Origin of the sequence: Amylibacter sp. IMCC11727 (assembly GCF_029854195.1) — a bacterium.
GTDB lineage: Bacteria > Pseudomonadota > Alphaproteobacteria > Rhodobacterales > Rhodobacteraceae > Amylibacter.
Genome location: NZ_CP122960.1, coordinates 202,705 through 227,813 on the forward strand (window position 1 = coordinate 202,705; position 25,109 = coordinate 227,813).

24 protein-coding genes are annotated in these 25,109 nt (G+C 50.6%); 13 read left to right on the forward strand and 11 right to left on the reverse strand.

Annotation, left to right across the window (positions count from 1 at the left end; genetic code table 11):
• Window positions 1–64: 64 nt before the first annotated feature.
• Complete coding sequence (locus QBD29_RS01105) at window positions 65–547, forward strand: FxsA family protein (RefSeq protein ID WP_280099499.1); 483 nt, start codon at window positions 65–67, stop codon at window positions 545–547.
• Window positions 548–664: 117 nt separating this feature from the next.
• Entirely contained in the window at window positions 665–1,150 is a 486-nt protein-coding gene (secB, locus tag QBD29_RS01110) for a protein-export chaperone SecB (RefSeq protein WP_280099500.1), read from the forward strand.
• Here secB and dnaQ read toward each other — a convergent pair.
• From dnaQ to QBD29_RS01130, 4 genes are read right to left on the reverse strand one after another with little or no spacing between them, the layout of a single operon-like run.
• Window positions 1,140–1,829, reverse strand: coding sequence for a DNA polymerase III subunit epsilon (gene dnaQ, locus QBD29_RS01115; RefSeq protein ID WP_280099501.1), 690 nt, complete (start codon window positions 1,827–1,829; stop codon window positions 1,140–1,142). The genes secB and dnaQ overlap by 11 nt on opposite strands.
• Window positions 1,822–2,418 carry a dephospho-CoA kinase gene (coaE, locus tag QBD29_RS01120; RefSeq protein ID WP_280099502.1) on the reverse strand — a complete coding sequence of 199 codons (597 nt, stop codon included), beginning with the start codon at window positions 2,416–2,418 and terminating at the stop codon, window positions 1,822–1,824. Before coaE ends, dnaQ begins: the two co-directional genes overlap by 8 nt.
• A complete protein-coding gene (locus QBD29_RS01125) occupies window positions 2,415–3,236 on the reverse strand; it encodes a shikimate dehydrogenase (RefSeq protein ID WP_280099503.1) in 822 nt (273 codons plus the stop codon). Before QBD29_RS01125 ends, coaE begins: the two co-directional genes overlap by 4 nt.
• Window positions 3,233–3,829, reverse strand: a complete 597-nt coding sequence (locus QBD29_RS01130; RefSeq protein WP_280099504.1) for a Maf family nucleotide pyrophosphatase — start codon at window positions 3,827–3,829, stop codon at window positions 3,233–3,235. Before QBD29_RS01130 ends, QBD29_RS01125 begins: the two co-directional genes overlap by 4 nt.
• A 509-nt stretch (window positions 3,830–4,338) precedes the next feature.
• On the opposite strand from QBD29_RS01130, the gene hemJ reads away from it, so the two are divergent.
• The 7 genes from hemJ (at window position 4,339) to QBD29_RS01165 (ending at window position 11,754) form a co-directional block, all read left to right on the forward strand.
• On the forward strand, window positions 4,339–4,791 hold the full coding sequence (gene hemJ / locus QBD29_RS01135) for a protoporphyrinogen oxidase HemJ (RefSeq protein WP_280099505.1): 453 nt from the start codon (window positions 4,339–4,341) through the stop codon (window positions 4,789–4,791).
• Window positions 4,792–4,922: 131 nt separating this feature from the next.
• Window positions 4,923–6,200: a transcription termination factor Rho gene (gene rho, locus QBD29_RS01140; RefSeq protein WP_280099506.1), complete on the forward strand. Its 1,278-nt coding sequence runs from the start codon at window positions 4,923–4,925 to the stop codon at window positions 6,198–6,200.
• A 29-nt stretch (window positions 6,201–6,229) separates the two neighbouring features.
• Complete coding sequence (mnmE, locus tag QBD29_RS01145; protein WP_280099507.1) at window positions 6,230–7,498, forward strand: tRNA uridine-5-carboxymethylaminomethyl(34) synthesis GTPase MnmE; 1,269 nt, start codon at window positions 6,230–6,232, stop codon at window positions 7,496–7,498.
• 23 nt (window positions 7,499–7,521) lie between these two features.
• Window positions 7,522–9,390 (forward strand): tRNA uridine-5-carboxymethylaminomethyl(34) synthesis enzyme MnmG, encoded by a 1,869-nt coding sequence (mnmG, locus tag QBD29_RS01150; RefSeq protein ID WP_280099508.1) that lies wholly within the window; start codon window positions 7,522–7,524, stop codon window positions 9,388–9,390.
• On the forward strand, window positions 9,390–10,013 hold the full coding sequence (gene rsmG, locus QBD29_RS01155; RefSeq protein WP_280099509.1) for a 16S rRNA (guanine(527)-N(7))-methyltransferase RsmG: 624 nt from the start codon (window positions 9,390–9,392) through the stop codon (window positions 10,011–10,013). The genes mnmG and rsmG overlap by 1 nt, the downstream gene beginning before the upstream one ends.
• Window positions 10,003–10,824: an AAA family ATPase gene (locus tag QBD29_RS01160; RefSeq protein WP_280099510.1), complete on the forward strand. Its 822-nt coding sequence runs from the start codon at window positions 10,003–10,005 to the stop codon at window positions 10,822–10,824. Before rsmG ends, QBD29_RS01160 begins: the two co-directional genes overlap by 11 nt.
• Before the next feature lie 21 nt (window positions 10,825–10,845).
• Window positions 10,846–11,754 (forward strand): ParB/RepB/Spo0J family partition protein, encoded by a 909-nt coding sequence (locus tag QBD29_RS01165; protein WP_280099511.1) that lies wholly within the window; start codon window positions 10,846–10,848, stop codon window positions 11,752–11,754.
• Here QBD29_RS01165 and QBD29_RS01170 read toward each other — a convergent pair.
• The 4 genes from QBD29_RS01170 to rph are packed head-to-tail and all read right to left on the reverse strand — an operon-like array spanning window position 11,729 to window position 14,570.
• On the reverse strand, window positions 11,729–12,082 hold the full coding sequence (locus tag QBD29_RS01170) for a YbaN family protein (RefSeq protein WP_280099512.1): 354 nt from the start codon (window positions 12,080–12,082) through the stop codon (window positions 11,729–11,731). The genes QBD29_RS01165 and QBD29_RS01170 overlap by 26 nt on opposite strands.
• Window positions 12,083–12,085: 3 nt before the next feature.
• The gene (gene hemW / locus QBD29_RS01175) at window positions 12,086–13,252 is read right to left on the reverse strand and encodes a radical SAM family heme chaperone HemW (protein WP_280099513.1); all 1,167 of its coding nucleotides are present in this window, start codon (window positions 13,250–13,252) and stop codon (window positions 12,086–12,088) included.
• Window positions 13,245–13,853: an RdgB/HAM1 family non-canonical purine NTP pyrophosphatase gene (rdgB, locus tag QBD29_RS01180; protein WP_280099514.1), complete on the reverse strand. Its 609-nt coding sequence runs from the start codon at window positions 13,851–13,853 to the stop codon at window positions 13,245–13,247. Before rdgB ends, hemW begins: the two co-directional genes overlap by 8 nt.
• Window positions 13,854–13,856: 3 nt before the next feature.
• Window positions 13,857–14,570, reverse strand: coding sequence for a ribonuclease PH (rph, locus tag QBD29_RS01185; protein ID WP_280099515.1), 714 nt, complete (start codon window positions 14,568–14,570; stop codon window positions 13,857–13,859).
• Window positions 14,571–14,692: 122 nt separating this feature from the next.
• On the opposite strand from rph, the gene hrcA reads away from it, so the two are divergent.
• Genes hrcA through QBD29_RS01200 form a run of 3 tightly spaced genes read left to right on the forward strand, consistent with a single transcriptional unit; the run spans window position 14,693 to window position 16,769 of the window.
• Window positions 14,693–15,763 (forward strand): heat-inducible transcriptional repressor HrcA, encoded by a 1,071-nt coding sequence (gene hrcA, locus QBD29_RS01190; RefSeq protein ID WP_280099516.1) that lies wholly within the window; start codon window positions 14,693–14,695, stop codon window positions 15,761–15,763.
• A gap of 12 nt (window positions 15,764–15,775) precedes the next feature.
• Window positions 15,776–16,372, forward strand: a complete 597-nt coding sequence (gene grpE / locus QBD29_RS01195; RefSeq protein WP_280099517.1) for a nucleotide exchange factor GrpE — start codon at window positions 15,776–15,778, stop codon at window positions 16,370–16,372.
• A gap of 25 nt (window positions 16,373–16,397) precedes the next feature.
• The gene (locus tag QBD29_RS01200) at window positions 16,398–16,769 is read left to right on the forward strand and encodes a VOC family protein (protein WP_280099518.1); all 372 of its coding nucleotides are present in this window, start codon (window positions 16,398–16,400) and stop codon (window positions 16,767–16,769) included.
• Here the strand turns inward: QBD29_RS01200 and mutS are convergent.
• Entirely contained in the window at window positions 16,764–19,385 is a 2,622-nt protein-coding gene (mutS, locus tag QBD29_RS01205) for a DNA mismatch repair protein MutS (protein ID WP_280101008.1), read from the reverse strand. The two genes, QBD29_RS01200 and mutS, sit on opposite strands and share 6 nt — an antisense overlap.
• Window positions 19,386–19,555: 170 nt before the next feature.
• Here mutS and QBD29_RS01210 point away from each other — a divergent pair, with 170 nt between their 5' ends.
• On the forward strand, window positions 19,556–21,817 hold the full coding sequence (locus tag QBD29_RS01210; protein ID WP_280099519.1) for an NADP-dependent malic enzyme: 2,262 nt from the start codon (window positions 19,556–19,558) through the stop codon (window positions 21,815–21,817).
• 57 nt (window positions 21,818–21,874) lie between these two features.
• Here the strand turns inward: QBD29_RS01210 and dnaJ are convergent, their stop codons facing one another.
• Window positions 21,875–23,020: a molecular chaperone DnaJ gene (gene dnaJ, locus QBD29_RS01215; RefSeq protein WP_280099520.1), complete on the reverse strand. Its 1,146-nt coding sequence runs from the start codon at window positions 23,018–23,020 to the stop codon at window positions 21,875–21,877.
• A 69-nt stretch (window positions 23,021–23,089) separates the two neighbouring features.
• Window positions 23,090–25,015 carry a molecular chaperone DnaK gene (gene dnaK, locus QBD29_RS01220; RefSeq protein WP_280099521.1) on the reverse strand — a complete coding sequence of 642 codons (1,926 nt, stop codon included), beginning with the start codon at window positions 25,013–25,015 and terminating at the stop codon, window positions 23,090–23,092.
• Window positions 25,016–25,109 lie beyond the last annotated feature (94 nt).

Here is a 25,109-nt window from a genome sequence, read left to right on the forward strand (position 1 = left end):
CACATATCTAGGGCAGAGCGTGGTTCAAGTCCACCAAATGACGAAAATGCTATTGTGAGGCCAGATGCCGCTTTTATTGATCTTTATCGCGATCCCAATCATCGAGATTGCCCTGTTCATTCAGGTTGGGGGTTGGCTCGGGTTGTGGCCGACACTGGGGATTGTGATTTTAACCGCTGTGATCGGCACATATTTGTTGCGCCAACAAGGCATGGCGGAATTGGCCAAGCTGCAAGGCAGTATGCAAGGCGGCGGCAATCCTGTGGATCCCATTGCAAATGGAGCACTGATTTTGGTGGCGGGTGTTTTGCTGTTAACGCCAGGGTTTTTCACTGATGGGGTTGGTTTTGCCTTGTTAACACCCCCTGTTCGGGCAGTGGTGATTAAATGGTTGGCTGCGCGTTTTGCCAACAGTCCAAATGTTGTGTTTACCCATCCCAACCAGCCACCAGCCCGCGACCAAGGGGCTGTGGATGCGGATTATGTGGTTTTGGACGATGATGAACCGACAGAGCCAGGCAATTCGGGTTGGACCAAACGGGATTGATCCACGTATTGTGTAAACAGCACGCCTGAAATTCCCGTTTTAAGCACGATGCTTTGGCGTTGTTCTTTCAGTGCAGACTTGTTACCACCACGCGAAACATTTTTTGGGAGTGAGTCCATGGCCGACGAAACAAATGGTGCAGCAGCAGAAGCCGCACCCGTGGCAATGAAAATTGTAAATCAGTACATTCGTGATCTGTCATTTGAAAACATTGCTGCGCAGAAAAATCTGGGTGGCGATCTGAAACCTGAAGTGAATGTTCAGGTGAACTTGGATGCAAACAAAAAGGGCGACAACGGATACGAAGTTGCCCTGAAGTTGAACGTAAATGCAAAGTCTGGCGATCAGGCTGTGTTTGTTCTGGAAATTGATTACGCGGGTTTGTTCACCATCGAAAATCTGCCAGAAGAGCAACTACACCCATTCTTGATGATCGAATGTCCGCGCATGATGTTCCCGTTTGTGCGCCAGATTGCACGCAACACAACTGCGGATGGTGGATTCCCGCCACTGAACATCGACAACATCGACTTCATGCAACTTTACCGTGGTGAATTGATGCGTCGTCAGCAGGCAGCCGCTGCTGAAGCCCCTACGAATTAAGCCAAAGCGCGTCGGGACCCAAAGTCTCGATAAACTTTTTATGGTTCTCTTTTTCCGCCTCGGTTGTCCGGGGCGGAAGTGTTTTTGGCCGAGGGTGTGGTTTCCAATCAGATCCTGCGACCACGTTTTTCGTGTCTGTTCCCCCAACAATGCCCAGCGCAAAATCAGGTTGGCGGCCGCCGATCAATTCCAGATACACCGCGGCAAGGATTTGACTGTCCAAAAGAGCGCCGTGCAGATCCCGTTCGATGTTAATGCCAAATCGACGTGACAGGCCATCAAGCGTATTTTGGGCTCCTGGAAATTTGCGCCGTGCCATATCAAGCGTGTCAATCGCCTGTTCCCATGGCAATTGTGGTTTTTCACACCATTCAAGTTCGGCGTTCAGGAATTTCATATCGAACGCAGCGTTGTGGATCACCAATTTGGCATCGCCGACAAAATCCAGAAAATCCTGCGCGATATCTTTGAAAACAGGAAAGTCTTTCAAAAACTCTTCGGAGAGGCCATGCACATCGAACGCCCCTTGGGGCATGTCCCGTTGCGGATTGATGTATTGGTGATAGGTACGGCCAGTAGGTAAATGGTTATCCAGCTCCACCCCGCCAATTTCCACGATGCGGTCCCCAGTGCGCGGATCAAGCCCCGTGGTTTCCGTATCCATCACTATTTCACGCATCGCGCTGTTCCCTGATTTGTTTGATCACAGTTTGAACCTGCGCGCGTGCGGCGTCCAGTGTGGTTGTTTCCACGATGAAATCAGCGCGTTTACGTTTTTCCGCATCGGGCATTTGTTTGGCAAGGATAATGTCGAGTGTGGCTTGATCCATTGTGCCGCGTGACAAAACACGATTCCGTTGTGTTTCAGGGTCAACCGTCACCACAAGGATGGCATCGCAATAGGCATCAGATCGGCTTTCAAGCAGTAACGGATGGTCGATAATCACAATGTCGCTGGTGGCGTTAGCGATGAAATTTGCGCGGCTTTGGGCGATGAGAGGTTGTACGATCGACTCTAGTTTTTGCAGGATGGATTGATCCTTGGCGATAAAGTTCTTGAGCGTTTCACGGTTCACCGTCTGATTGGCCACTGCCGTTGGGATCATATCCGCGATTTGGCGCACGGCAGGTGTGTCCCCCGTGTAAAGATCATGCACGGTGGCATCCGCATCCCAAACGGGGATACCCATATCAGCAAACATCTGTGCCGTGGTGGATTTACCCATTCCGATGGAGCCAGTGAGGCCAAGAACAAAAGGTTTTGTCATTTCAATACAATCTGGCGAAGGGTTTCATCAACAGTGGGACGGGTTCCGAACCATGCTTCGAACCCTGGAACGGCTTGGTGGAGGAGCATGCCAAGGCCATCGACTGTTTGACAGCCTTTTGCGGCGGCTTGTTTTAACAAATCTGTTTGCAGCGGTGCGTAGACGATATCGGTCACTAAGGTATTTGGGGAACAGTGAAGCGATATTTCGAGTGGGGCTTGGCCTGTCATGCCAAGGGATGTTGTGTTGACGATGGTGGAAACGCCTGTTGTCGCATCTGAAATTGTATCCCAATCAATTACAGTAATGCTGTCGCCAAATTCTGAGGCGAGGGTTTCTGCCCGGGCCTTGGTGCGGTTGGCAAGCAAGATTTCTGGCGTTCCCTCTGCCAGCAAAGAAAACAGAATTGCACGGGATGCGCCGCCCGCCCCGAGAACGAGTGCTGGCCCAGATGATGCAGCCCAATCTGGCGCGTTCTGTTTAAGGTTGTTGATGAAGCCTTCGCCATCTGTGTTGTCGGCGCGGTAACCACCATTTGGTAGAAAAACGAGTGTGTTGGCCGCACCAATAGCACGTGCGCGATCTGTTACCTCAGTCGCGTGAGCAAGGGCGGTTTCTTTGTGTGGGATTGTGACGTTCGCACCAACGAAGCCATTTTCAGGCAGGATCGCAAGTTCCGCAACAAAATCTTCTGGCGTGATCCCCAAAGGTAGATATTCACCTGAAATCCCATGTTTTTCCAACCAATGGCCGTGAATACGTGGGGATTTGGAATGGCTGATTGGCCAGCCAATAACAGCGGCACGGGGTTGGGTCATTCGACTAGGGCTCCTCTGGTGCGAAGAAATGCAAGGACTTCTAACAAGGGTAGGCCGAGAATGGTGAAGTAATCTCCTTGGACGCGGGAAAACAGATTCACACCATGGGATTCCAGTTGATAACAACCAACGCAGTGCAAAATGTCTTCCCCTGCTTTTTGTAGATATTCATCAAGAAATGCGTCTGAGAAATCGCGCATGGCAAGTTGGGCGCGGCCCACATGACGCCAAACTGGTTTCGCCTCTTCATAAACAACAACAGCCGAGAGCAATTGATGCCCCTGCCCTTTCAGTGTGTTCAAATGATCGCGGGCTTCTGCCATGTCTTTGGGCTTAGCATAGATTTGGCCATTACATGCCAATACTTGGTCTGCGGCGATTACAATGGCCCCTGGGTTTTTGTCGGCAATGCGGCGGGATTTGTATTCGGCCAATGTATCAGCGATATCAGCTGGTTTCGCCCCTTCAGCCTCTAGCGCACGCAGAATAGACTCTTCGTCAACACGGGGGACACTTACGGTAAATGCCACACCTGCATCGCGCAGCATTTTGGCGCGAATCGCAGAGCCAGAAGCAAGGATTATCTGTGACATGAGGTGCGGTTTACCGATCGTTTCATCCCTTTAGGGGTATCCTAGATCGAAAAGTTGTTCCAGCGGCCTGTGGAAGAATCAGGCTGAAATCTGTGTAGGAAAAATAGTTATCCCAAGGCTAATGGGTATGTTCAAAAGTTCCACGGAACTATCCCATAAATCGGCGGTGTTTTTCACAAGAGGATAAGAATGGTTTAGGGAGACTGTTTTTGTGAATAGGATTAAACCCAGCATTTTTATTCACAGCTCTATCCACATGTGTTTCTTAAATTTAAGTCACTAAAACTGGCCTATGATGGGTTATCCCAATTCGAAGGATAATTTGCTCCACGAATTTGAAAGAGAACGAAATCGCCACGTTATTGGGGATAGAAATTTAATCCACAGAAATTCAGTATCCCTACAACAAAAACAACTTTTCTAAATATATATATTTATTGAGTGAGATAAGAGAGACCGCACTAAATAAGCCTGTTCCGAAAAGGCTAAGAAAAGAATAAGACTAATTTATGACAGACCTGCTCGCGACCTTTTACCCTTGGATTAAAACCCTGCATATCATTTCGGTGATCAGCTGGATGGCGGGATTGTTGTACCTGCCCAGATTGTTCGTAAATCACGTGGAACACGGACCCGTTGGTTCTGAAACTTCTGAAGTTTTCAAAGGTATGGAAGAACGCCTGATGCGGATCATTATGGCCCCAGCGATGATGGCAACTTGGCTGTTTGGGCTGATGCTGGCGTTTACACCAGGTATTGTCGATTGGTCATCGTTTTACCCATGGATTAAGGCCGCAATGATACTTGGCATGACAGGCTTTCATCATTGGCTGATCAAAGTTCGCAAAGAATTTGCAGCAGATAAAAATGAACGACCTGCAAAAACATATCGGATTGCCAATGAACTGCCCACTGTGATGATGATTGTGATTGTTATTATGATTGTTGTACGCCCCTTCTAAATTTGACTCTGAAGGGATCAGCGGGTAGACGATAAAAAACAGCTCGGTTTCCCCAACCGCTTTATGAGCTGCACTCCAAAACAAAAAAGAAAACAGCACGCGGATTTTGTGTGCGTTGAAGGATGTTTCCTATGGAAGATAACGAAAAAGTTTCCCTGTCCGAATTGAAGGCCATGAGCCCAGCGGATTTGTTGAAACAGGCAGAAGAGCTGGAAATCGAAAACGCGTCCACGATGCGTAAAGGCGACATGATGTTCGCCATTTTGAAGGAAATGGCCGAAGACGGAGCCGAAATCTCGGGTGATGGGGTTTTAGAACTGATGCAGGATGGATTTGGCTTTTTGCGGTCCCCTGAATCAAACTATTTGCCAGGTCCTGAGGATATCTATGTCAGCCCAGAACAAATTCGAAAACATTCTCTGCGAACCGGTGATACAGTTGAAGGTGTGATCAAAGCCCCTGATGATAACAGTGAACGGTACTTCGCGCTGACCAGCGTGACGACGATCAACTTCTCTAATCCAGAAGACGCAAAGCATAAAGTTCACTTTGATAACCTGACACCGCTATATCCCGAAGAGCGTTTGAAGATGGAGATCGAAGATCCAACCATCAAAGATAAAACAGCGCGCGTGATTGATTTGGTTGCACCAATCGGTAAAGGGCAGCGGTCCTTGATCGTGGCGCCACCGCGGACGGGTAAGACGGTGATCTTGCAAAATATTGCGGCCAGCATCGAGGCGAACCATCCTGAGTGTTATTTGATCGTTCTGTTGATTGATGAACGCCCAGAAGAGGTGACAGACATGCAGCGGTCGGTGAAAGGGGAGGTTGTGTCCTCTACCTTTGACGAGCCTGCCACGCGTCACGTTGCCGTGTCTGAGATGGTGATCGAGAAAGCAAAACGTTTGGTTGAGCATAAGCGGGACGTTGTGATCCTGCTCGACTCTATCACCCGTCTGGGTCGCGCGTTTAACACGGTTGTGCCGTCTTCTGGTAAGGTTCTGACAGGTGGTGTGGATGCAAACGCGTTGCAACGGCCAAAACGGTTCTTTGGTGCCGCGCGAAACATCGAAGAGGGTGGGTCGTTGACGATCATCGCGACGGCGTTGATTGAAACAGGTTCGCGCATGGACGAAGTGATCTTTGAGGAATTCAAAGGCACGGGCAACAGCGAGATTGTTCTGGATCGTAAGATTGCAGACAAACGTGTTTATCCAGCCATTGATATTCTGAAATCGGGTACGCGCAAGGAAGACCTGTTGGTCGACAAAGGCGATTTGACCAAGACGTTTGTATTGCGCCGTATTTTGAACCCCATGGGGACGACAGATGCAGTGGAATTCTTGCTTGGAAAATTGAAGCAGACGAAGTCTAATGCAGAGTTCTTTGATTCAATGAATACCTAAGTTAACCTTTTAAAACAAAGGGTTACATCATGTCTGACACTATTTTTGCACTTGCATCTGCACGTGGCAAGGCAGGCGTTTCTGTGTTTCGGATTTCGGGGCCAGACGCATTTCTTGTTGCGGAAAAATTGTGTGGGCCTGTGCCGGATGGGCGTGGCTTGCGGTTGTTGCGGACGGCGGATGTGGTTTTAGATCAGGCGTTGGTTTTGACCTTTCAGGATGGGGCTAGCTTTACTGGCGAACCCGTTGTGGAATTTCAATGTCACGGCAGCCCAGCGGTTGTTGCGTCTGTGTCTAACGCCTTGTCCGCAGCTGGTGCGCGATTGGCTGATCCTGGAGAGTTCACCCGCCGAGCGTTGGAAAATGAACGATTGGATTTAAGCCAAGTTGAAGGTTTGAGCGACTTAATCGAAGCGGAAACCGAGGCACAACGTAAACAGGCCTTTGCTCTAATGGATGGCGGTCTAACTGCGAAAGTAGATCGTTGGCGCAGTGATCTGATTCGTGCGGCGGCCTTGATCGAAGCGACCATTGATTTTGCGGATGAAGACGTTCCTGTGGATGTAACGCCAGAGGTTTCAGCTTTGATTGCGGGTGTATCCAATGATTTGGCCGCAGAAATTAAGGGTAGTTTCGTTGCTGAACGCGTGCGCGAAGGGTTTGAGGTTGCCATCATTGGCCCGCCGAATATCGGGAAATCCACATTGCTGAACGCGTTGGCGGGGCGGCAGGCTGCGATTACATCTGAAATTGCTGGAACAACGCGTGACGTAATCGAGGTGCGTATGGACCTAGAGGGGATTCCAGTGACGGTTCTGGATACAGCTGGCCTGCGAATAACAGATGATACAATTGAAGCATTGGGTGTAGAGCTGGCACGCAAACGGGCTGAGGGTGCTGATCTCCGTATTTTTCTAACGCTTGATGGGAAAACGGACGGGTTTGGTGTGGAAATCCAGAAGGATGATCTGGTGTTGTTGGGTAAAGCGGACGACGGTGGTGGTGTTTCTGGTAAGACGGGTGCCGGGCTCGATGAAATGATTGCGCATATTACTCGCGTTTTTGGAGATCGCGTAGCATTGACGCAGAGCGCGGTGCGCCAGCGGCATCGTCTAGCCATGGACGCTGCAATTGGCTATATCACCGCGGCAGAAGATTTGATGGCCATGGATGGCGACAGTGAGTTGGTGGCCATGGAGTTGAATACCGCGCTCCATGCGATGAATTCCATTATTGGCCGCGTTGGTGTAGAAGACCTGTTAGATGAGATTTTCGCGAGCTTTTGTTTAGGAAAGTAAGCGAACAGCGAGGATTGTTTCACGTGAAACATACGGATTTTGATGTTGTCGTCATTGGGGGTGGTCATGCTGGCGCGGAGGCCGCGCAAGCCGCATGGCGTATGGGCGCAAGAACAGCGCTTGTCACGCACAGCTTTGATAAGATCGGCGAAATGTCGTGTAACCCAGCGATTGGTGGATTGGGTAAAGGGCATTTGGTTCGCGAGATTGATGCCTTAGACGGCGTCATGGGGCGTGTTGCAGACCAAGCTGGTATTCAGTTTCGCTTGTTGAATCGCCGTAAAGGCCCAGCGGTTCAGGGCCCGCGCACTCAGGCGGATCGCGCGTTGTATCGATCAGCGATGCAAATAGAGTTCTGCAATCGTGATGGTTTAGATGTGATCGAATCAGAGGTCACCGATTTTGTTATGGCAGGAGATGCCGTTCAAGGCGTGGTTTTGTCCGATGGGTCCACCATTAACGCGGCTGCTGTGATCCTGACCACGGGGACATTTTTGCGTGGCGTTATCCACATTGGTGACGTTGCAAAGCCAGGTGGGCGCATGGGCGACAAACCGTCGGTGGCTTTGGCTGATCGGATTGATAGTTTTAACCTGCCTCTTGGTCGTTTGAAGACGGGCACACCACCGCGTTTGGATGGGCGAACAATCAATTGGGACGGTTTGGAAATGCAATCCGCAGATGAAGAACCGAGTTTGTTTTCTTTTCTGTCGAAAAAAGCAGGCGCACGGCAAATTGCTTGTGGGATTACCCATACGAATGCGCGAACGCATGAGATTATTGAGAAAAATCTCGAAAAATCAGCGATGTATGGGGGACATATTGACGGAGTAGGCCCGCGGTATTGTCCATCAATTGAAGATAAGGTGGTCCGCTTTGGGGAAAAGGAATCCCATCAGGTGTTTTTGGAGCCTGAAGGTTTGGATGACCCAACCATTTATCCAAATGGCATTTCCACGTCTTTGCCAGTGGATGTACAAGAGGACTATGTGACATCGATTGTTGGGCTGGAGAATGTAAAAATTTTGCAACCTGGCTACGCAATTGAATATGACTATGTGGATCCCCGCGCACTCGACAGCACTTTGCAAGTGCGTGATGTGCCTGGTTTGTTTTTGGCGGGTCAGATCAACGGAACGACAGGATACGAAGAGGCCGCTGCCCAAGGTTTGGTGGCTGGGTTGAACGCTGCACGATTGGCCGCTGATGGCGCTCCTGTTTCGTTTAGCCGATCTGAAAGCTATATCGGCGTGATGATTGACGATCTTACAACGCGTGGAGTGACGGAACCGTACCGTATGTTTACATCACGGGCAGAATATCGACTTTCTTTGCGTGCTGACAACGCAGACCAGCGTTTGACACCCCGTGGAATTGAAATTGGCTGCGTTTCCGAAAATCGTTCTTCCATTTTTGATCGTAAAATGAATGCGTTAAACGAGGCACAGGCCATATTGGCGGCACATAATGCTACGCCAAATCAGGCGGCAAAGGCGGGGATAAAGATCAACCAAGATGGTACGCGCCGCAATGGTTTGGAGTTCTTGGCTTTTAAAGATGTTACGTTGGGCACGCTTAAAACACTGTGGCCTGATCTGCCAGATTTTGAGCCGCATATTGGCCAGCAAGTGCAAAATGATGCGATGTATGCGAATTACATCCAGCGCCAAAATGCAGATGTGAAAGCACTGCAGCGGGATGAAAACCTAAAGATTCCCCGTGAATTCGAGTTTTCAGGATTGCCTGGTCTGTCGAATGAGCTTCAGAAGAAGCTGATTGCGACACGGCCAGAAACTTTGGGGCAGGCATCGCGGATTGATGGGATGACGCCAGCTGCGCTAACGTTGTTGCTTGGGCGGATTAAGCAATTTAATGCTGCGAAATCAGCATAATGAACGATTTTACTGACCTTCGATCTGCGGCTGCGTACTTTAATGTTTCACGTGAAACATCTGAAAAGCTGGAAATTTATGAGAACCTGTTGGTTAAATGGAATAAGTCCATCAATTTGGTTAGCAAGTCGACGCTTAATTCCGCTGCAACACGACATTTCGCGGATAGCATGCAATTGTGGGCGTTGCGCAAAGACTTTGACGTTTGGGTTGATATTGGATCAGGAGCGGGATTTCCCGGCATGGTTCTTGCAATCATGGCGGAAGGACAAGGCGCGTTCCATTTGGTGGAGAGTGACGCACGTAAATGTGCATTCTTGCGCAATGTTTCACGTGAAACAAATACTCCTGTAACGGTTCACACAACGCGGATTGAAGAGTTCGAAGGCGCAAAGGCGGATATCGTTTCAGCGCGGGCGTTGGCCTCGGTAGATGCGTTGTTTTCCTATACTGAAAAATTTCTGCAGCCAGATGCAATTAGCCTTTATTTAAAGGGGCAAACTTGCGAGACTGAATTGGAAGAGGCGAGTCGGTCTTGGACATATGAAGCGGAGCAATTCGCCAGCAAGACCGACGAAAATGGAACAGTATTGCGGATCAAGGATATTGCGCGTGTCGGATGAATTCGGTGATTTGAAGCCGGCCAAGGTGCTGTCGGTGGCCAACCAAAAAGGTGGTGTGGGCAAAACCACAACGGCAATAAATCTAGGGACAGCGTTGGCTGCGGTAGGTAAGCGGGTTTTATTGATGGATTTGGACCCACAGGGGAACGCATCCACAGGTTTGGGTGTTGATCCATCCCAGCGCAAAGTGACCATGTATGATGTTTTGGTCGATCAGGTGGATTTGAAAGAGTCCGTTATTCGGACCTCTGTGCCAAATTTGTTCTTGGCACCTTCATCTGTGGACTTGAGTTCAGCTGATGTGGAGTTGGTAGACGATCAGCGCCGTATTTTACGATTGCGTGGCGCGTTGGATGATTTGAAGACGTATGAAGACGAATTTGATTATGTTTTAATAGATTGCCCACCTTCGCTAAACCTTTTGACGTTGAATGCCTTGGCTTCAAGCCAATCTGTTATTGTACCGTTGCAGGCCGAGTTTTTTGCGCTTGAGGGGCTGTCGCAACTGATGCTGACAATCCGTGAGGTGCGACAAAGCCTGAATCCTGTTTTAAAGATTGAGGGCATTGTTTTGACCATGTTTGATGGGCGAAATCGCCTGTCGCAGCAAGTGGAGCAAGATGTGCGCGATAATTTGGCGGATTTGGTCTATAAAACGATTGTGCCGCGCAATGTTCGCCTGTCCGAAGCGCCGTCATTCGGGATGCCAGCCATTTTGTACGATCATAAAAGTCGCGGTAGTATTGCGTACCAAAAGCTGGCAGCTGAGTTTTTACGCCGCGAGAACCGTAAGGTTGCGAAAGCAGAGTAAAAGATTGGGAAGGTTGTAAAAATGGCTAAGAAAAAGACAGAAAAACGGGGTTTGGGTCGTGGTTTGTCTGCTTTGATGGCGGATATTAATGAGCCAGAAGTCCAATCAGATGTGCCGACGCAATCGCGCAGTAGTGAGCGTTTGGTTCCAATCACGCGCGTTCATGCGAATCCTGATCAGCCACGTCGGACCTTTGACCATACGGAGCTCCGTGATCTTGCGAAGTCTATTCTGACAAAGGGTATTATCCAGCCCCTGATCGTGCGTCCTGACCCAAATAAAGATGGTGAATTCCAAATTGTTGCAGGGGAACGCCGCTGGCGTGCGGCGCAAACGGCAAAGCTGGATCAGGTTCCTGTTGTTGTGCGGGATTTGAATGATCTTGAAGTGCTTGAAATTGGTATCATCGAAAACATTCAGCGCGCAGACCTGAACCCCGTGGATGAAGCGAATGGATACCATCAATTGATGGAAAAGTTCGGCCATACGCAGGAAAAACTGTCAGAAGCGTTAGGTAAAAGCCGAAGCTATTTGGCAAACTCAATGCGTTTGTTGAATTTGCCAAGTGCGGTTCAGGATATGTTGGTGGATGGCCGTTTGACCGCCGGCCATGCACGTGCACTTGTTCCTGCGGATAATGCGCTAACTCTAGCAAAACAGGTTGTGGAAAAGGGATTGTCGGTGCGGCAAACCGAAGCTTTGGTGAAGCGCGGAGATGCCCCTGCAAAGAAATCTGGGCCAAAAACAGAGAAAGACAGCGATACGGTATCTTTGGAAACAGATTTGGCGGCAAATCTGGGTATGAAGGTAAATATCACCCATAAATCGGGCACAGAAAGCGGAACACTTTCAATCAGTTACAAGTCATTTGATGATTTGGATGCTTTATGTCAGCTGCTGTCCGCTACGAATGCGGCCGGGTCCAGATAAACAGCATCACACAGCTGAGAACGATCACTTGCGCAATCAGTGCTTGGTAGGGAACGGCCAAAATCACGGAGATTAAAAAGGCAGCTGCGATTGCGACTGTAGCGGCTATTTTCGCGGGTTTGCGGATCGCGCCGCGTTCGTTCCAGTCTGCAATGGGTGGCCCGAGTTTTGGGTGCGTGGTTAACCACAAGTGCATGCGTTCTGAAGATCGCGCAAAACAAAAAGCCGCAAGTAAGAGCAAAGGAACCGTTGGAAGCAGTGGCAGAGGAATGCCAAGGATGCCAAGACCGAGGCTTAGTAATCCCGCAATGAACCAAAACACCCGCATTTATCAGCTTTCAATTGCCAAGAGCTCGCCCAAGATCGCGTTGAGAACAACCTTACCCTTAGTTGTCGTGCAAAGGTGCTGATTGTCCAGTGTTAGAAAACCATCTTCGATCATTTGAGCCATGCGTTGCGTGTTTACTCTGTCTTTGGATAAAGCATTCACGCGGGAAAGATCGCTGCCTTCGGTCAAACGCAGGGACATCATAAGGTATTCTGCGGCTTGGTCGGCTGCGCTGATAGTTTCGGCGTCGCGGGTCGCGGTTCCGCTGGACTGAATGACTTCTAACCAAGTTTCGGGCATCAACGGCGTGTCTGTTGCGATGCGGTTTCCAGAGAAAGTCAATCGTCCATGGGCGCCAGGACCAATTCCTGCATAGTCGCCATATTGCCAATAGATTTTGTTGTGACGGCATTCTGCGCCTGGTCGCGCATGATTTGAAATCTCATAGGAAGGCAAACCTTTGGCGGCACATAAATCTTGGGTCATATCGTACATGTCAGCAGCAAGATCATCAGGCGGTAAACCACGGAGCCGCTTGCGGGCGTGTAGATCGCCGAATCTTGTGCCAGATTCGATCGTAAGCTGATATAGAGACAAATGATCGACAGCCATATCGAGGGCCGCGTTCAGCTCCGTTCGCCAATTCGCAAGGGTTTGATTTTGGCGTGCATAAATCAGATCAAAACTGACGTTATCGAAGTTTTGTTTTGCAATATCAAAGGCTTGTGATGCTTCTTGTGCGGTATGCATACGACCGAGGGCTTTAAGATCGGTGTCATTCAGTGCTTGGACGCCCATTGAAATACGATTAACCCCTGCATCTGCAAATCCTTTGAATCTGGATGCTTCTACCGAGGTTGGATTGGCCTCTAGGGAGATTTCTGTTGTGTTTGAAAGAGTCCAATTTTCACGAATTGCGGACAAAACAGTGTCTACTGTATCAGGTTCCATCAGGCTGGGCGTGCCGCCACCAAAGAATATGGTATCGATGACACGGTTGCCTGTACGCGCGGCGATGGATTGAATTTCAGCGACATAGGCGTTGGCCCATGACTTTTGATCAACGGTTTTGCGGACGTGAGAATTGAAATCGCAGTAGGGGCACTTTGCGGCACAGAAAGGCCAGTGGACGTACACGCCAAAACCAGCATTTCGCCAGTCTTCACCCATCGAGGCAGGCTTTTAGCTTTGCAAATGCGTCAGCGCGGTGGGACATGGCGTGCTTCTTTGCGGGGTCCATTTGACCGAATGTTTCGGTTTCCCCGTCTGGAACGAACATCGGATCAAAGCCAAATCCCAGATCGCCCCGCATCGGCCAAGTAACGCGGCCTTCGACTTTGCCTTCAAAAATTTCGTCGTGTCCGTCGGGCCATGCTAGACAAAGCGTGGCGCAAAATCGTGCGGTGCGCGGTTCAGGTGCGTTGCGTTCTTCGAGTAGGGTCCAAACTTTGGTCATGGCCATTGGAAAGTCGCGGCCGTTTGGTGTTTCGGCCCAATCTGCAGTGTAAACACCTGGATCGCCATCAAGTCCGTCCACTTGGATGCCGCTGTCATCAGAAAGTGCAGGCAGACCAGAGGATTTGGCAGCAAAATGCGCCTTGATCCGCGCGTTGCCAGCAAAGGTGCTTTCTGTTTCTTCAGGCTCTTCCAAACCCAAATCGCCTGCTGAGACCACTTCAATCCCGTATGGGACCAAAAGTTCTGCAATTTCGCGCAGTTTGCCTTTGTTGTGGCTAGCGAGAACGATTTTGGATTCAGTGAGTTTTCGCATTGGTCAAGCCGTGGCTGCTTTTTGTGCGGTGACCAATTCGGCCACGCCTTTTTCAGCGAGGTCCATGAGTTGGTTAAATTCGTCGCGAGAGAACGTTGCGCCCTCGGCGGAACCTTGGATTTCGATCAGGCCTTTGTTGCCCGTCATTACAAAGTTCGCATCTGTGCCTGCTTCGCTGTCTTCTGCATAGTCGAGGTCGAGAACGGGTTGGCCGGCGTAGATACCGCAAGATATGGCTGCCACATGATCTGTCAGCGGATCTTCTTTGATGTCGCCTGCTTTGAGCAATTTGTTTACCGCCAAGCGAAGCGCGACCCAGCCACCTGTGATTGATGCACAGCGAGTGCCGCCATCAGCTTGGATGACATCACAATCGACCGTGATTTGACGTTCACCCAAGGCAACGCGATCCACGCCAGCGCGCAAAGATCGGCCAATGAGGCGTTGAATTTCTTGTGTACGGCCCGATTGTTTGCCTGCGGTAGCTTCGCGGCGGTTTCGAGTGGTGGTTGCACGTGGCAGCATACCGTATTCAGCTGTGACCCAGCCAAGACCGGAACCTTTGATCCACGGTGGAACACGTCCTTCAAGGGATGCAGTACACAAAACATGTGTGTCGCCCATTTTGATCAGGCAAGAGCCTTCGGCGTGTTTGGTTACGTTGGTTTCGATAGTAACGTCGCGCAGTGTGTCGGTTGTTCTGCCTGATGGGCGCATGATATTTATCCTTTTGTGTTTGCATGGGGGTGTATCTGTTTCACAAGGGTCACGCAAACCCAGATTGACGATGGGGCCAAGAGTTCCTAATAATTTGACGTCTTATTGGAATGGACAAACCCGTGACAGAGAATGGATCAACCAGCATTGATGCGCTAAACGCACGCAGCCGCGAAGTGTTTCGCCTGCTTGTAGAATCCTATCTGGATACGGGCGATCCTGTTGGGTCGCGCACCCTGACACGCACGATGAACGAGAGCGTTTCGGCAGCGACTATTCGCAATGTGATGCAGGATTTGGAACATCTTGGGTTACTAGATAGTCCACATGTGTCGGCTGGGCGGATTCCTACGCAGTTTGGATTGCGGATGTTTGTGGATGGATTGTTGGAAGTTGGTGATCTGTCAACGGATGAGCGGCGCACGATTGATGCGTCGATACAGAGCAATTCTGAAGATATCACAGGCGCATTGGATCGGGCGGGGTCGTTGCTGTCTGGGTTAACGCAAAGTGCCAGTGTTGTGTTGGCGCCAAAGACAGAAGCACCGATTAAACACATTGAGTTTGTGTCCCTTTCGCCGGACAAAGCTTTGGTTGTTTTGGTGATGGCCGATGGGCAGGTGGAAAACCGAATCTTTACGCCACCGTTGGGCCAAACACCGTCGGCGATGCGCGAAGCAGCCAATTTTTTGAATGCGGTTTTGGCGGGGCATACCGTTAGCGATCTGAAGTCGGTTGTAGAGACAGAAATTGGACTGCGACGTCAGGAGTTGGACTCCCTAGCGGCCAAGCTGATCGAGGCTGGTGTTGCGGTTTGGGCGAATGAGGGCGTAGGCGGATCGGAACGATTGATTGTTCGCGGTCGGTCCAATCTGATTGATGAAACGGTGACGGAAGCGGACCTCGAACGGGTAAAAACATTGTTCGATGATCTGGAACGTAAGCAGGATATTGCACAATTCCTTGACCTGACTGAACAGGGCGATGGTGTGCGTATTTTTATCGGCTCAGAAAACAAACTTTTTTCACTTTCGGGGTCGAGTCTTGTGGTTTCGCCCTATATGAACGCTGATCGAAAGGTCATTGGTGCGGTCGGTGTGATCGGACCAACACGACTAAACTATGGCAGAATTGTACCTATCGTAGACTACACAGCGCAGCTTGTGAGTCGTATGATGTCGAACAGAAAATAAGTGACGAAGAACATGGGTAAAAAAGACGAAGATTTGGATGTGAGCTTGGATCGCTTCTTGGACGAAGAAGAATTTCCGCTGGATGATATCGACGAAGAGGAAGTCGAAGATATTGATCTGACGGAAGAGCCTGAAGAGGTTGATCCGATTGAAGCGTTGCAAAACGAAGTGTCCGATCTGAAAGATCGTTTGATGCGGTCTTTGGCGGAACAAGAAAACCTGCGCAAACGGGCGGAGCGAGATCGTCGTGATGCGGAAACCTATGGCGGGCAAAAGTTGGCGCGGGATTTGTTGTCTGTCAGTGACAATATGAAACGTGCGTTGGAAACCGTCAAAGATGAACAGCGTGAAGCGAACAAAGGTTTGATCGAAGGGATCGAGCTGACGCAGCGCGAATTGCTGAGCGCCTTTGCCAAACACAAAATTGTGCCTGTGGCCCCAGAAGTTGGCGAGAAGTTTGATCCAAACATGCACCAAGCCATGTTTGAAGCACCGTTTCCAGATGTGAAGGCAGGCCATATTTTGCAAGTTATGTCCGAAGGATACATGATTGGGGATCGCCTTTTGCGCCCAGCACAAGTCGGCGTGTCCTCTGGTGACGGGAGCTGAATTTATGAAACAAGGTGTGCGATCAATGCCAATTTTGCCAGCCAACGATCTGGCGGCATCGGTTGCGTTTTACACGGACAAGCTGGGGTTTGATCTGGCGGGCCAGTGGCAAAACGATGATGGCACACCTACTTTCGCGATTGCTCAGCTAGGCGATGTGACGCTTGGTCTGTCTGCATCAGATCGGTCTGGATCAGGTGATGATTGGGCGGCCTATGTCTATATCGAAGACATTGATGCGTTTACAGATCAGGTTTTAGGGCGCGGTGTAAAACTGGATCGTGGACCAGAAGACAGTTTCTATCACTGCCGTGAGGTTGAGGTGGTAGATCCAAACGGCAATCGGTTGTGCTTCGCGCAAGATTTGAAGCCAGGGGCAGATGGCCCGGGTTTATGATCCGAGTTTTTCTTTAAGCCGATACACCAGCGCAAGCGCGTCTTTGGGCGAAAGTTCGTCGGGAAGAACGTCGGATAGCAATTCCTCGACTTCGGATGTTTTTGCGGGTTGGGCCACGGGTGCAGGCGTGGCGGCGAACAGCGGCAAATCTTCGAATAAGGTGGCGGCTTTGTTGCCGCCTTCACGGTCGCCTTTTTCCAGTGCGTCCAATACCACGCGGGCGCGTTCAACAACAGATGCGGGCAACCCTGCAAGTTGTGCGACCTGAACACCGTAAGAACGGTCAGCTGCGCCTTGTTTGACTTCATGCAGGAAAATGATCTCGCCTTCCCATTCACGCACAGCGATTGTGGCGTTCATCAGGTTTTCCAACTTTGAAGACAGTTGTGTAAGCTCATGATAATGCGTGGCAAATAAGGCGCGACATTTGTTGGCTTCGTGCAGATGTTCAAGCGTTGCCCATGCAATAGATAGGCCATCATAGGTTGCCGTCCCACGTCCAATTTCATCCAAAATGACCAGCGCGTTTTGATCGGCTTGGTTCAAAATCGCGGCGGTTTCGACCATTTCCACCATGAAAGTGGACCGCCCGCGTGCCAGATCATCAGATGCACCAACACGGGAAAAGAGTTGTGATACCAGGCCAATGTGGGCCTCGTTCGCGGGAACAAAGGATCCCATCTGTGCAAGGATTGCGATCAGAGCGTTTTGGCGCAAAAATGTGGACTTACCGGCCATGTTCGGACCAGTGAGCAACCAGAGGCGTTTAGCTTCGGTTTCATCTGACAAATCACAATCGTTTGCAACGAAACTGCCGTTCGCCTGTTTGCGCAATACTGCATCAACCACGGGGTGACGCCCGCCTGTGATCTTAAAGCTGCGATCATCGCTGACTTTGGGGCGGGTCCAATTTTCGGTGAGCGAAAGTTCGGCGAGCGCAGACTGCAAATCCAGCTCGGCCAATGCTTTTGCTGCCTGTCCAATTTCCACTCCGAAAGACAGGATTTCTGCACAGAGTTCTTTGAACACTTCTTGCTCAATTTCAAGCGCACGGCCCCCCGCATTGAGGATTTTTGTTTCCAGTTCCGACAGTTCCAATGTGGTAAATCGAACTGCGTTTGCGGTGGTTTGACGGTGGATAAACGTGTCCGACAAAGGGGCTGACAACATCTTATCCGCATGGGTTGCTGGGGTTTCAATGAAATAGCCCAACACATTGTTATGTTTGATTTTTAATGCAGAAACGCTAGCCAAATCTGCATAGTCTTTTTGCATGGATAGTACGACTTTGCGCCCTTCGTCGCGTAGGGTGCGCGCTTCGTCCAGATCGGTGCGGTATCCACTTGCGGTAAACCCGCCGTCACGGGCCAGTAAAGGAGGCTCTTGGATCAGCCGAGTTTGCAGGAATGCCACTAGGCCGTCATGATTTTTCAAGTGTTCCACGGCATTTTGCAGCAGGTCTGGCATCTGTGCATTGGTGAAAATACCCAAAATGCCTTGGGCTGCGATCAAACCGTCACGAATGGCAGCGATATCGCGGGGACCTGAGCGATCCAGCGAAATACGGGTTAGGGCGCGATCCATATCAGGGGCGCTACGCAGGACCGTGCGAAGGTCATTTTTGATTTGTTGGTTTTCGGTAAAGAAACTGACAGCGTCTAAACGGTTCTGGACGGTTTCCAAATGGCGCGACGGATTGTTTAGCCGCGTTTCCAGCAAGCGCGCACCAGACCCCGTGATGGTTTTATCAATTACAGTCAAGAGCGCACCGGTCCGATCCCCGCTGATAGTACGGGTTAGTTCCAGATTGCGGCGCGTGGCGGAATCAATCCGCATGGATGTATCGGTTGCTTCGGCCACTGGGGGTTTTACCAGTGGGAGTTTGCCCTTTTGCGTGATGTGCAGGTAATCGACAATTGCACCCATAGCGGCGAGTTCATGGCGTTCAAACGTGCCAAACGCGTCGAGAGACTTTACGCTAAACAATCCAGTTAAGCGATCAATGGCGGCAGTGCTGTCAAAACTGGCGCGGGCCAGTTCCGTGACAGAAGCGCCAGATTCTTCGACCGTTTCACGCAGCCAGTTTTCGGGGTTGTCACCAACCAAAACCTCGCGCGGGGCAAGGCGGGCCAGCAAGGGCGATACGCCCACATTTGGGCAGGATTGAACATGGAAATCCCCCGTTGATACATCAACCCATGCCATTGCAGATTTATCGCGGACATTGGCAAAGGCGCACAGATAGTTGTGTTGGCGCGCATCAAGCAAGCTATCCTCGGTCAATGTGCCAGGAGTAACGAGCCGCACAACACCGCGTTTCACAACGGATTTACTACCGCGCTTTTTCGCCTCGGCTGGCGATTCGAGCTGTTCGCAAACACCAACACGAAACCCTTTGCGGATAAGGGTCAGTAGATAGGTTTCGGCTGCGTGGTGCGGTACGCCGCACATGGGAATGTCTTGGCCCAGATGTTTGCCGCGCTTTGTAAGGGCAATGTCCAATGCTTCGGCTGCTAAAACCGCATCGTCAAAAAACAACTCGTAAAAGTCGCCCATACGATAGAACAACAGCGCATTCGGGTAGTCTTCCTTGATCTCAAGGAATTGCGCCATCATTGGCGTTACTGCACCCGATTCCGTTGCCACGGCCATACTCCACCAAACGTGTTTTGCAGACGATATCGAAGCGTTTGACCAAGGAAAAGCGTAATCGTTTGGCGCTGTTGTGCGATTGTTGTGAACGCGGTATGACTGGCCGCTGACACAGGGACAATAGACACAAGACCATGACCAAAAACAACAAAGTGACCGATGAAGAGGCGCTCGCCTATCACCTTGAACCGACACCCGGAAAGTTGGAGGTCGTTCCAACAACTGCGATGACCACGCAACGGGATTTGTCGCTGGCCTATTCCCCAGGTGTGGCCGTTCCATGTGAGGCAATCGCTGCGAACCCTGAAACGGCTTATGATTATACGTCAAAAGGCAACATGGTTGCGGTGATTTCTAACGGGACGGCTGTTCTGGGACTTGGGAACCTTGGGGCTTTGGCGTCTAAACCCGTGATGGAAGGGAAATCAGTCCTGTTCAAACGGTTTGCCGATGTGAACTCCATTGATTTGGAGCTGGATACCGAAGACGCAGATGAATTCATCAATGCGGTTAAGCTGATGGGGCCGTCTTTTGGCGGGATTAACCTTGAAGATATTAAAGCGCCTGAATGTTTTATCATTGAGCAACAGCTGAAAGAGTTGATGGATATTCCAGTCTTCCACGACGACCAGCACGGTACAGCGGTGATTTGTGCGGCGGGCTTGCTGAATGCTCTTCATATTTCTGGGAAGAAAATCGAAGACGTTAAAATCGTGTTGAACGGCGCAGGGGCCGCAGGGATTGCCTGTGTTGAACTGATCAAGGCGATGGGTGCGAAATCTGAAAATTGTATCGCGTGTGATACGAAAGGGGTGATTTATCAGGGCCGCACCGAAGGGATGAACCAGTGGAAATCAGCCCATGCGGTGAAAACCGATTTGCGCACGCTTGAAGAGGCAATGAAAGACGCAGATGTGTTCCTTGGTGTGTCTGTCAAAGGGGCCGTGACCGAGGATATGGTCAAAAGCATGGCGCCGAACCCTGTGATTTTCGCCATGGCAAACCCTGATCCAGAGATCACCCCAGAAGAGGCAAAAGCCGTGCGTCCTGATGCGATTGTGGCGACAGGCCGATCTGATTATCCTAACCAAATCAACAACGTACTGTGCTTTCCTTATCTGTTTCGTGGGGCGCTGGATATTAACGCGCGTGCCATCAATGATGAAATGAAGATCGCTTGCGCGACAGCGTTGTCTGACCTGGCGCGGCAAGAAGTGCCAGATGAAGTGGCGATTGCTTATGGTGAAAAGCTGGTGTTTGGCCCTGACTACATCATTCCAACACCGTTTGATCCACGTTTGATCCATGTGATCCCGCCAGCGGTGGCAAAGGCAGGTATGGACACGGGTGCTGCACGACGTCCGATTGTGGATATCGAAGCCTATGAGTTGGCGTTGAAATCACGGCTTGATCCTGCGGCATCTGTTTTGCAGTCGCTGTATGTTCGCGCTCGTAATGCGCAGGCGCGTATGGTGTTTGCGGAAGGTGGTGATGAACGTGTTTTGCGCGCCGCGGTTGCGTATCAACGCAATGGTCTTGGCCAATCTGTGGTGGTTGGGCGCGTCGACGATGTGAAACGCAAGCTAGAAGATGCAGGAATGGGCGATGCGTTTGATGAGATTGAGGTCACAAACGCCGCTTTGTGTGACGATTTGGAAACGTATAAAGAGTTTCTTTACAATCGCTTACAGCGCAAAGGGTACAATGAAAAAGATGTTCACCGCCTTGCGTCCCGTGATCGACATGTCTTTGCGGCACTGATGCTGCAACATGGGCACGGGGATGCAATGGTCACAGGTGCATCACGCAAATCTGCACAAGTGATGGATTTGCTGAACCATGTTGTGGATGCCAAACCGTCAGACGGTGCAGTGGGTGTGACAGCGGTTCTGTTGCGCGGACAGATTGTGTTTGTGGCTGATACGTTGGCCCATGAATGGCCCGAAGCAGATGATTTGGCAGACATTGCCGAGAAATCTGCGAGCGTGGCGCGAAACATGGGCTTGGAGCCGCGTGTGGCCTTCGCCAGTTTCTCCAACTTTGGCTATCCCGTATCTGAGCGGGCGACCAAAATGGAAGATGCGGTTGCAGTTCTGGATGGGCGCGGTGTTGATTTTGAATACGACGGTGAAATGACGGCGGATGTGGCTTTGAATGCGGACTTGATGAAACAATATCCGTTCTGTCGTCTGTCTGGCCCCGCCAATGTTTTGGTCGTGCCTGCCCGTCACTCAGCCTCCATTTCTGTGAAAATGTTGCAGCAAATGGGTGGTGCCACGGTGATTGGCCCGATTTTGGCAGGGATCGAAGCACCTGTTAAGATGTGTTCGATGACATCCACCGTGAATGACATTTTGAACATGGCTGTGATGGCGGCGTGTAAAGTCGGGAATTAAACGAAAAACGCCCCCAACATGTGCGGGGGCGTTTTCTTTGATTACAATGGAAGGGATTTACCCTTTCATTCCATCCCAGAACGTTTTGACTTTGCCAAAGAAATTGCTGCTTTCCGGACTGTTATCCTCGGACAGTTTTTCGAACTCTTTGAGTAGGTCTTTTTGTTGCGAGGTCAGGTTTACGGGTGTTTCCACTGCTAATTCCAAGAATAGATCGCCTGTCTGGCTCGATCTGATCGCAGGCATACCCTTGCCCTTCAAACGCATTTGTTTGGAGGATTGAGACCCTGCTGGAACCTTGACCCGTGATTTACCACCATCAATTGTCGGCACTTCGATTTCGCCGCCAAGAGCAGCTTTGGTCATGCTGACAGGGACGCGGCAGAACAGGTTTGGACCTTCGCGTTCAAAGATGTCGTGATCTTCCACTTCGATAAAGATGTAGAGATCGCCTGTTGGGCCGCCGCGCAAGCCTGCTTCGCCTTCGCCAGCCAGACGAATGCGTGTGCCAGTTTCAACGCCAGCAGGAATGTTCACGCCCAAAGAGCGTTCCCGTTGCTGAAGCCCAGAACCTGAGCAGGAATTACAAGGGTTGGTGATGATTTGCCCACGCCCCGTACAGGTTGGACAGGTGCGCTCAACGGTAAAGAACCCTTGTTGCGCGCGCACTTTACCCATGCCTGAACATGTCGGACAGGTCGATGGTTCGGCACCACCTTCTGCCCCTGATCCATCACATGTGTCACATGCGACTGAGCTGGAAACAGATACGTTCTGCTGTTTACCAGAGAACGCTTCTTCCAAAGTGATGGTCAGATTATACCGAAGATCAGAACCACGGGTTGCCCGTTGACCGCCGCCACCGCGCCGTCCACCGCCCATGAAATCACCGAACAAATCGTCGAATACATCAGAGAAGGCTGAACCAAAATCACCGCCGCCAGGGTGGAATCCACCGCCGCCGCCGCCCATGCCGCCTTCGAATGCAGCGTGGCCATATCGGTCATATGCAGCTTTTTTGTCGCCGTCTTTTAGGACGTCGTAAGCTTCGTTCACTTCTTTGAACTGTGCTTCGGCCTCAGGATTGTCTTTGTTGCGATCTGGGTGAAGTTCCATCGCTTTTTTGCGATAGGCTTTCTTCAATTCTTGTTCAGACGCACCTTTTGAAACACCGAGCAGGTCGTAATAATCACGCTTTGCCATTATCGCCTCCGCGTATCATGGGGCCGAGCACCGAAGTGCTCAGCCGCATGTGTGACTGTGGATGTACGATTAACGGTCGCCTTTACCGAGATCTTCGAAATCGGCATCAACGATGTCTTCGTCCACACCTTTTGGGCCGCCTTCGTCAAAGGTTTCACCTTCTGGTGCAGCTGCCCCTGCTTCTTCGGCTTGCGATTGGTAAATCGCTTCGCCAAGTTTCATCGCAGCTTCGGTCAGGTCTTGTGACCGTGCTTGGATGGAAGACGCATTTTCGGTTTCCAGCGTTTCTTTCAGCGCTTTAATCGACAATTCGATCACTTCGATAGTGGAGGCATCCACTTTATCGCCGTGCTCTTCCACAGATTTTTCTGTCGCATGGATCAAGCTTTCAGCTTGATTCTTGGCTTCCACCAATTCCTTGCGCTCTTTATCTGCTTCGGCGTTTTCTTCGGCGTCGCGCACCATTTGTTCGATATCGTCATCGGACAGACCACCAGAAGCTTGGATCGTGATCTTCTGCTCTTTGTTGGTGCCTTTGTCTTTGGCGGATACGGAAACAATGCCGTTTGCGTCAATGTCGAAGGTCACTTCGATTTGCGGCAAGCCACGTGGTGCTGGCGGGATATCTTCCAGATTGAATTGACCCAGAATTTTGTTGTCTGCGGCCATTTCGCGTTCGCCTTGGAACACGCGGATGGTTACAGCGTTCTGGTTGTCTTCTGCAGTGGAAAACACCTGCGATTTCTTTGTTGGGATCGTTGTGTTGCGGTCGATCAAACGTGTGAACACGCCGCCCAGTGTTTCGATACCAAGGGACAGAGGTGTTACATCCAAGAGAACAACGTCTTTCACGTCGCCTTGCAGAACACCCGCCTGAATAGCTGCGCCCAGCGCAACAACTTCATCAGGGTTCACACCTTTGTGCGGCTCTTTACCAAAGAATTTGGTCACTTCTTCAATGACTTTTGGCATGCGGGACATACCACCAACCAAAACGATCTCATCAATGTCGCCTTTGGCAAGACCTGCGTCTTTCAACGCGTCCTGACAGGGTTTCATTGTGCGTTTGATCAGGTCAGCAACCAGTGATTCCAGTTTCGCACGTGTCAGTTTCATGACCATGTGCAATGGTGTGCCAGTTTTGGCATCCATGGAAATGAACGGCTGGTTGATTTCTGTTTGTGCAGAAGAGGACAGCTCGATCTTGGCTTTTTCAGCAGCTTCTTTCAAACGCTGAAGCGCCATTTTGTCTTTGGACAGATCAACGCCGTTCTCTTTTTTGAACTCATCTGCAAGGTATTCAACAATACGCATGTCAAAGTCTTCACCACCCAGCGCAGTGTCGCCGTTTGTGGATTTTACTTCGAACAGGCCTTCGTCGATTTCCAGAATGGAAACGTCGAATGTACCACCACCAAGGTCATAAACAGCAATTGTCTTGCCGCCTTCTTTGTCGAGGCCATACGCCAACGCCGCAGCTGTTGGCTCGTTGATGATACGCAAAACATCAAGACCAGCGATTTTACCAGCATCTTTGGTGGCTTGGCGCTGGGCATCGTTGAAGTATGCAGGAACCGTAATGACAGCTTCTGTTACTGTTTCACCGAGATAGCTTTCGGCGGTTTCTTTCATTTTGCCCAAGATGAATGCGGAGACTTGTGAAGGGGAGTATTTCTCACCTTTGACTTCGACCCATGCGTCACCATTGCCGCCGTCTACGATGGCGTAAGGCAGGTTTTTCGCGTCTTTCTTGATCACTGGGTCGTTTACAGAACGACCGATCAAACGTTTCACGGCGAAGAGTGTGTTTTCAGGGTTGGTTACGGCCTGCCGTTTGGCGGCCTGACCGACGAGGCGTTCGTCGTCTGTGAAACCAACGATAGAAGGTGTTGTGCGTGCGCCTTCGGCGTTTTCTACAACTTTTGGCTGCGAACCATCCATGATTGCAACACAGGAGTTTGTTGTACCCAGATCAATACCAATAACTTTAGCCATCAGACTTCCTTTCTTGTGGCGATTTTGAAACGTTGGCCCGCATTCGGCGCCCTTGCTTCATCCCAATTGTCGGCCCCCAATTGCAGGGGCGGCT

Coding starts and splice junctions, on each gene's coding strand:
- QBD29_RS01105 (WP_280099499.1), top strand. CDS start 65: ATGCCGCTTTTATTGATCTTTATCGCGATCCCAATCATCGAGATTGCC.
- secB (WP_280099500.1), top strand. CDS start 665: ATGGCCGACGAAACAAATGGTGCAGCAGCAGAAGCCGCACCCGTGGCA.
- dnaQ (WP_280099501.1), bottom strand. CDS start 1,829: ATGCGTGAAATAGTGATGGATACGGAAACCACGGGGCTTGATCCGCGC.
- coaE (WP_280099502.1), bottom strand. CDS start 2,418: ATGACAAAACCTTTTGTTCTTGGCCTCACTGGCTCCATCGGAATGGGT.
- QBD29_RS01125 (WP_280099503.1), bottom strand. CDS start 3,236: ATGACCCAACCCCGTGCCGCTGTTATTGGCTGGCCAATCAGCCATTCC.
- QBD29_RS01130 (WP_280099504.1), bottom strand. CDS start 3,829: ATGTCACAGATAATCCTTGCTTCTGGCTCTGCGATTCGCGCCAAAATG.
- hemJ (WP_280099505.1), top strand. CDS start 4,339: ATGACAGACCTGCTCGCGACCTTTTACCCTTGGATTAAAACCCTGCAT.
- rho (WP_280099506.1), top strand. CDS start 4,923: ATGGAAGATAACGAAAAAGTTTCCCTGTCCGAATTGAAGGCCATGAGC.
- mnmE (WP_280099507.1), top strand. CDS start 6,230: ATGTCTGACACTATTTTTGCACTTGCATCTGCACGTGGCAAGGCAGGC.
- rsmG (WP_280099509.1), top strand. CDS start 9,390: ATGAACGATTTTACTGACCTTCGATCTGCGGCTGCGTACTTTAATGTT.
- QBD29_RS01165 (WP_280099511.1), top strand. CDS start 10,846: ATGGCTAAGAAAAAGACAGAAAAACGGGGTTTGGGTCGTGGTTTGTCT.
- QBD29_RS01170 (WP_280099512.1), bottom strand. CDS start 12,082: ATGCGGGTGTTTTGGTTCATTGCGGGATTACTAAGCCTCGGTCTTGGC.
- hemW (WP_280099513.1), bottom strand. CDS start 13,252: ATGGGTGAAGACTGGCGAAATGCTGGTTTTGGCGTGTACGTCCACTGG.
- rdgB (WP_280099514.1), bottom strand. CDS start 13,853: ATGCGAAAACTCACTGAATCCAAAATCGTTCTCGCTAGCCACAACAAA.
- rph (WP_280099515.1), bottom strand. CDS start 14,570: ATGCGCCCATCAGGCAGAACAACCGACACACTGCGCGACGTTACTATC.
- grpE (WP_280099517.1), top strand. CDS start 15,776: ATGGGTAAAAAAGACGAAGATTTGGATGTGAGCTTGGATCGCTTCTTG.
- QBD29_RS01200 (WP_280099518.1), top strand. CDS start 16,398: ATGCCAATTTTGCCAGCCAACGATCTGGCGGCATCGGTTGCGTTTTAC.
- mutS (WP_280101008.1), bottom strand. CDS start 19,385: ATGATGGCGCAATTCCTTGAGATCAAGGAAGACTACCCGAATGCGCTG.
- QBD29_RS01210 (WP_280099519.1), top strand. CDS start 19,556: ATGACCAAAAACAACAAAGTGACCGATGAAGAGGCGCTCGCCTATCAC.
- dnaJ (WP_280099520.1), bottom strand. CDS start 23,020: ATGGCAAAGCGTGATTATTACGACCTGCTCGGTGTTTCAAAAGGTGCG.
- dnaK (WP_280099521.1), bottom strand. CDS start 25,015: ATGGCTAAAGTTATTGGTATTGATCTGGGTACAACAAACTCCTGTGTT.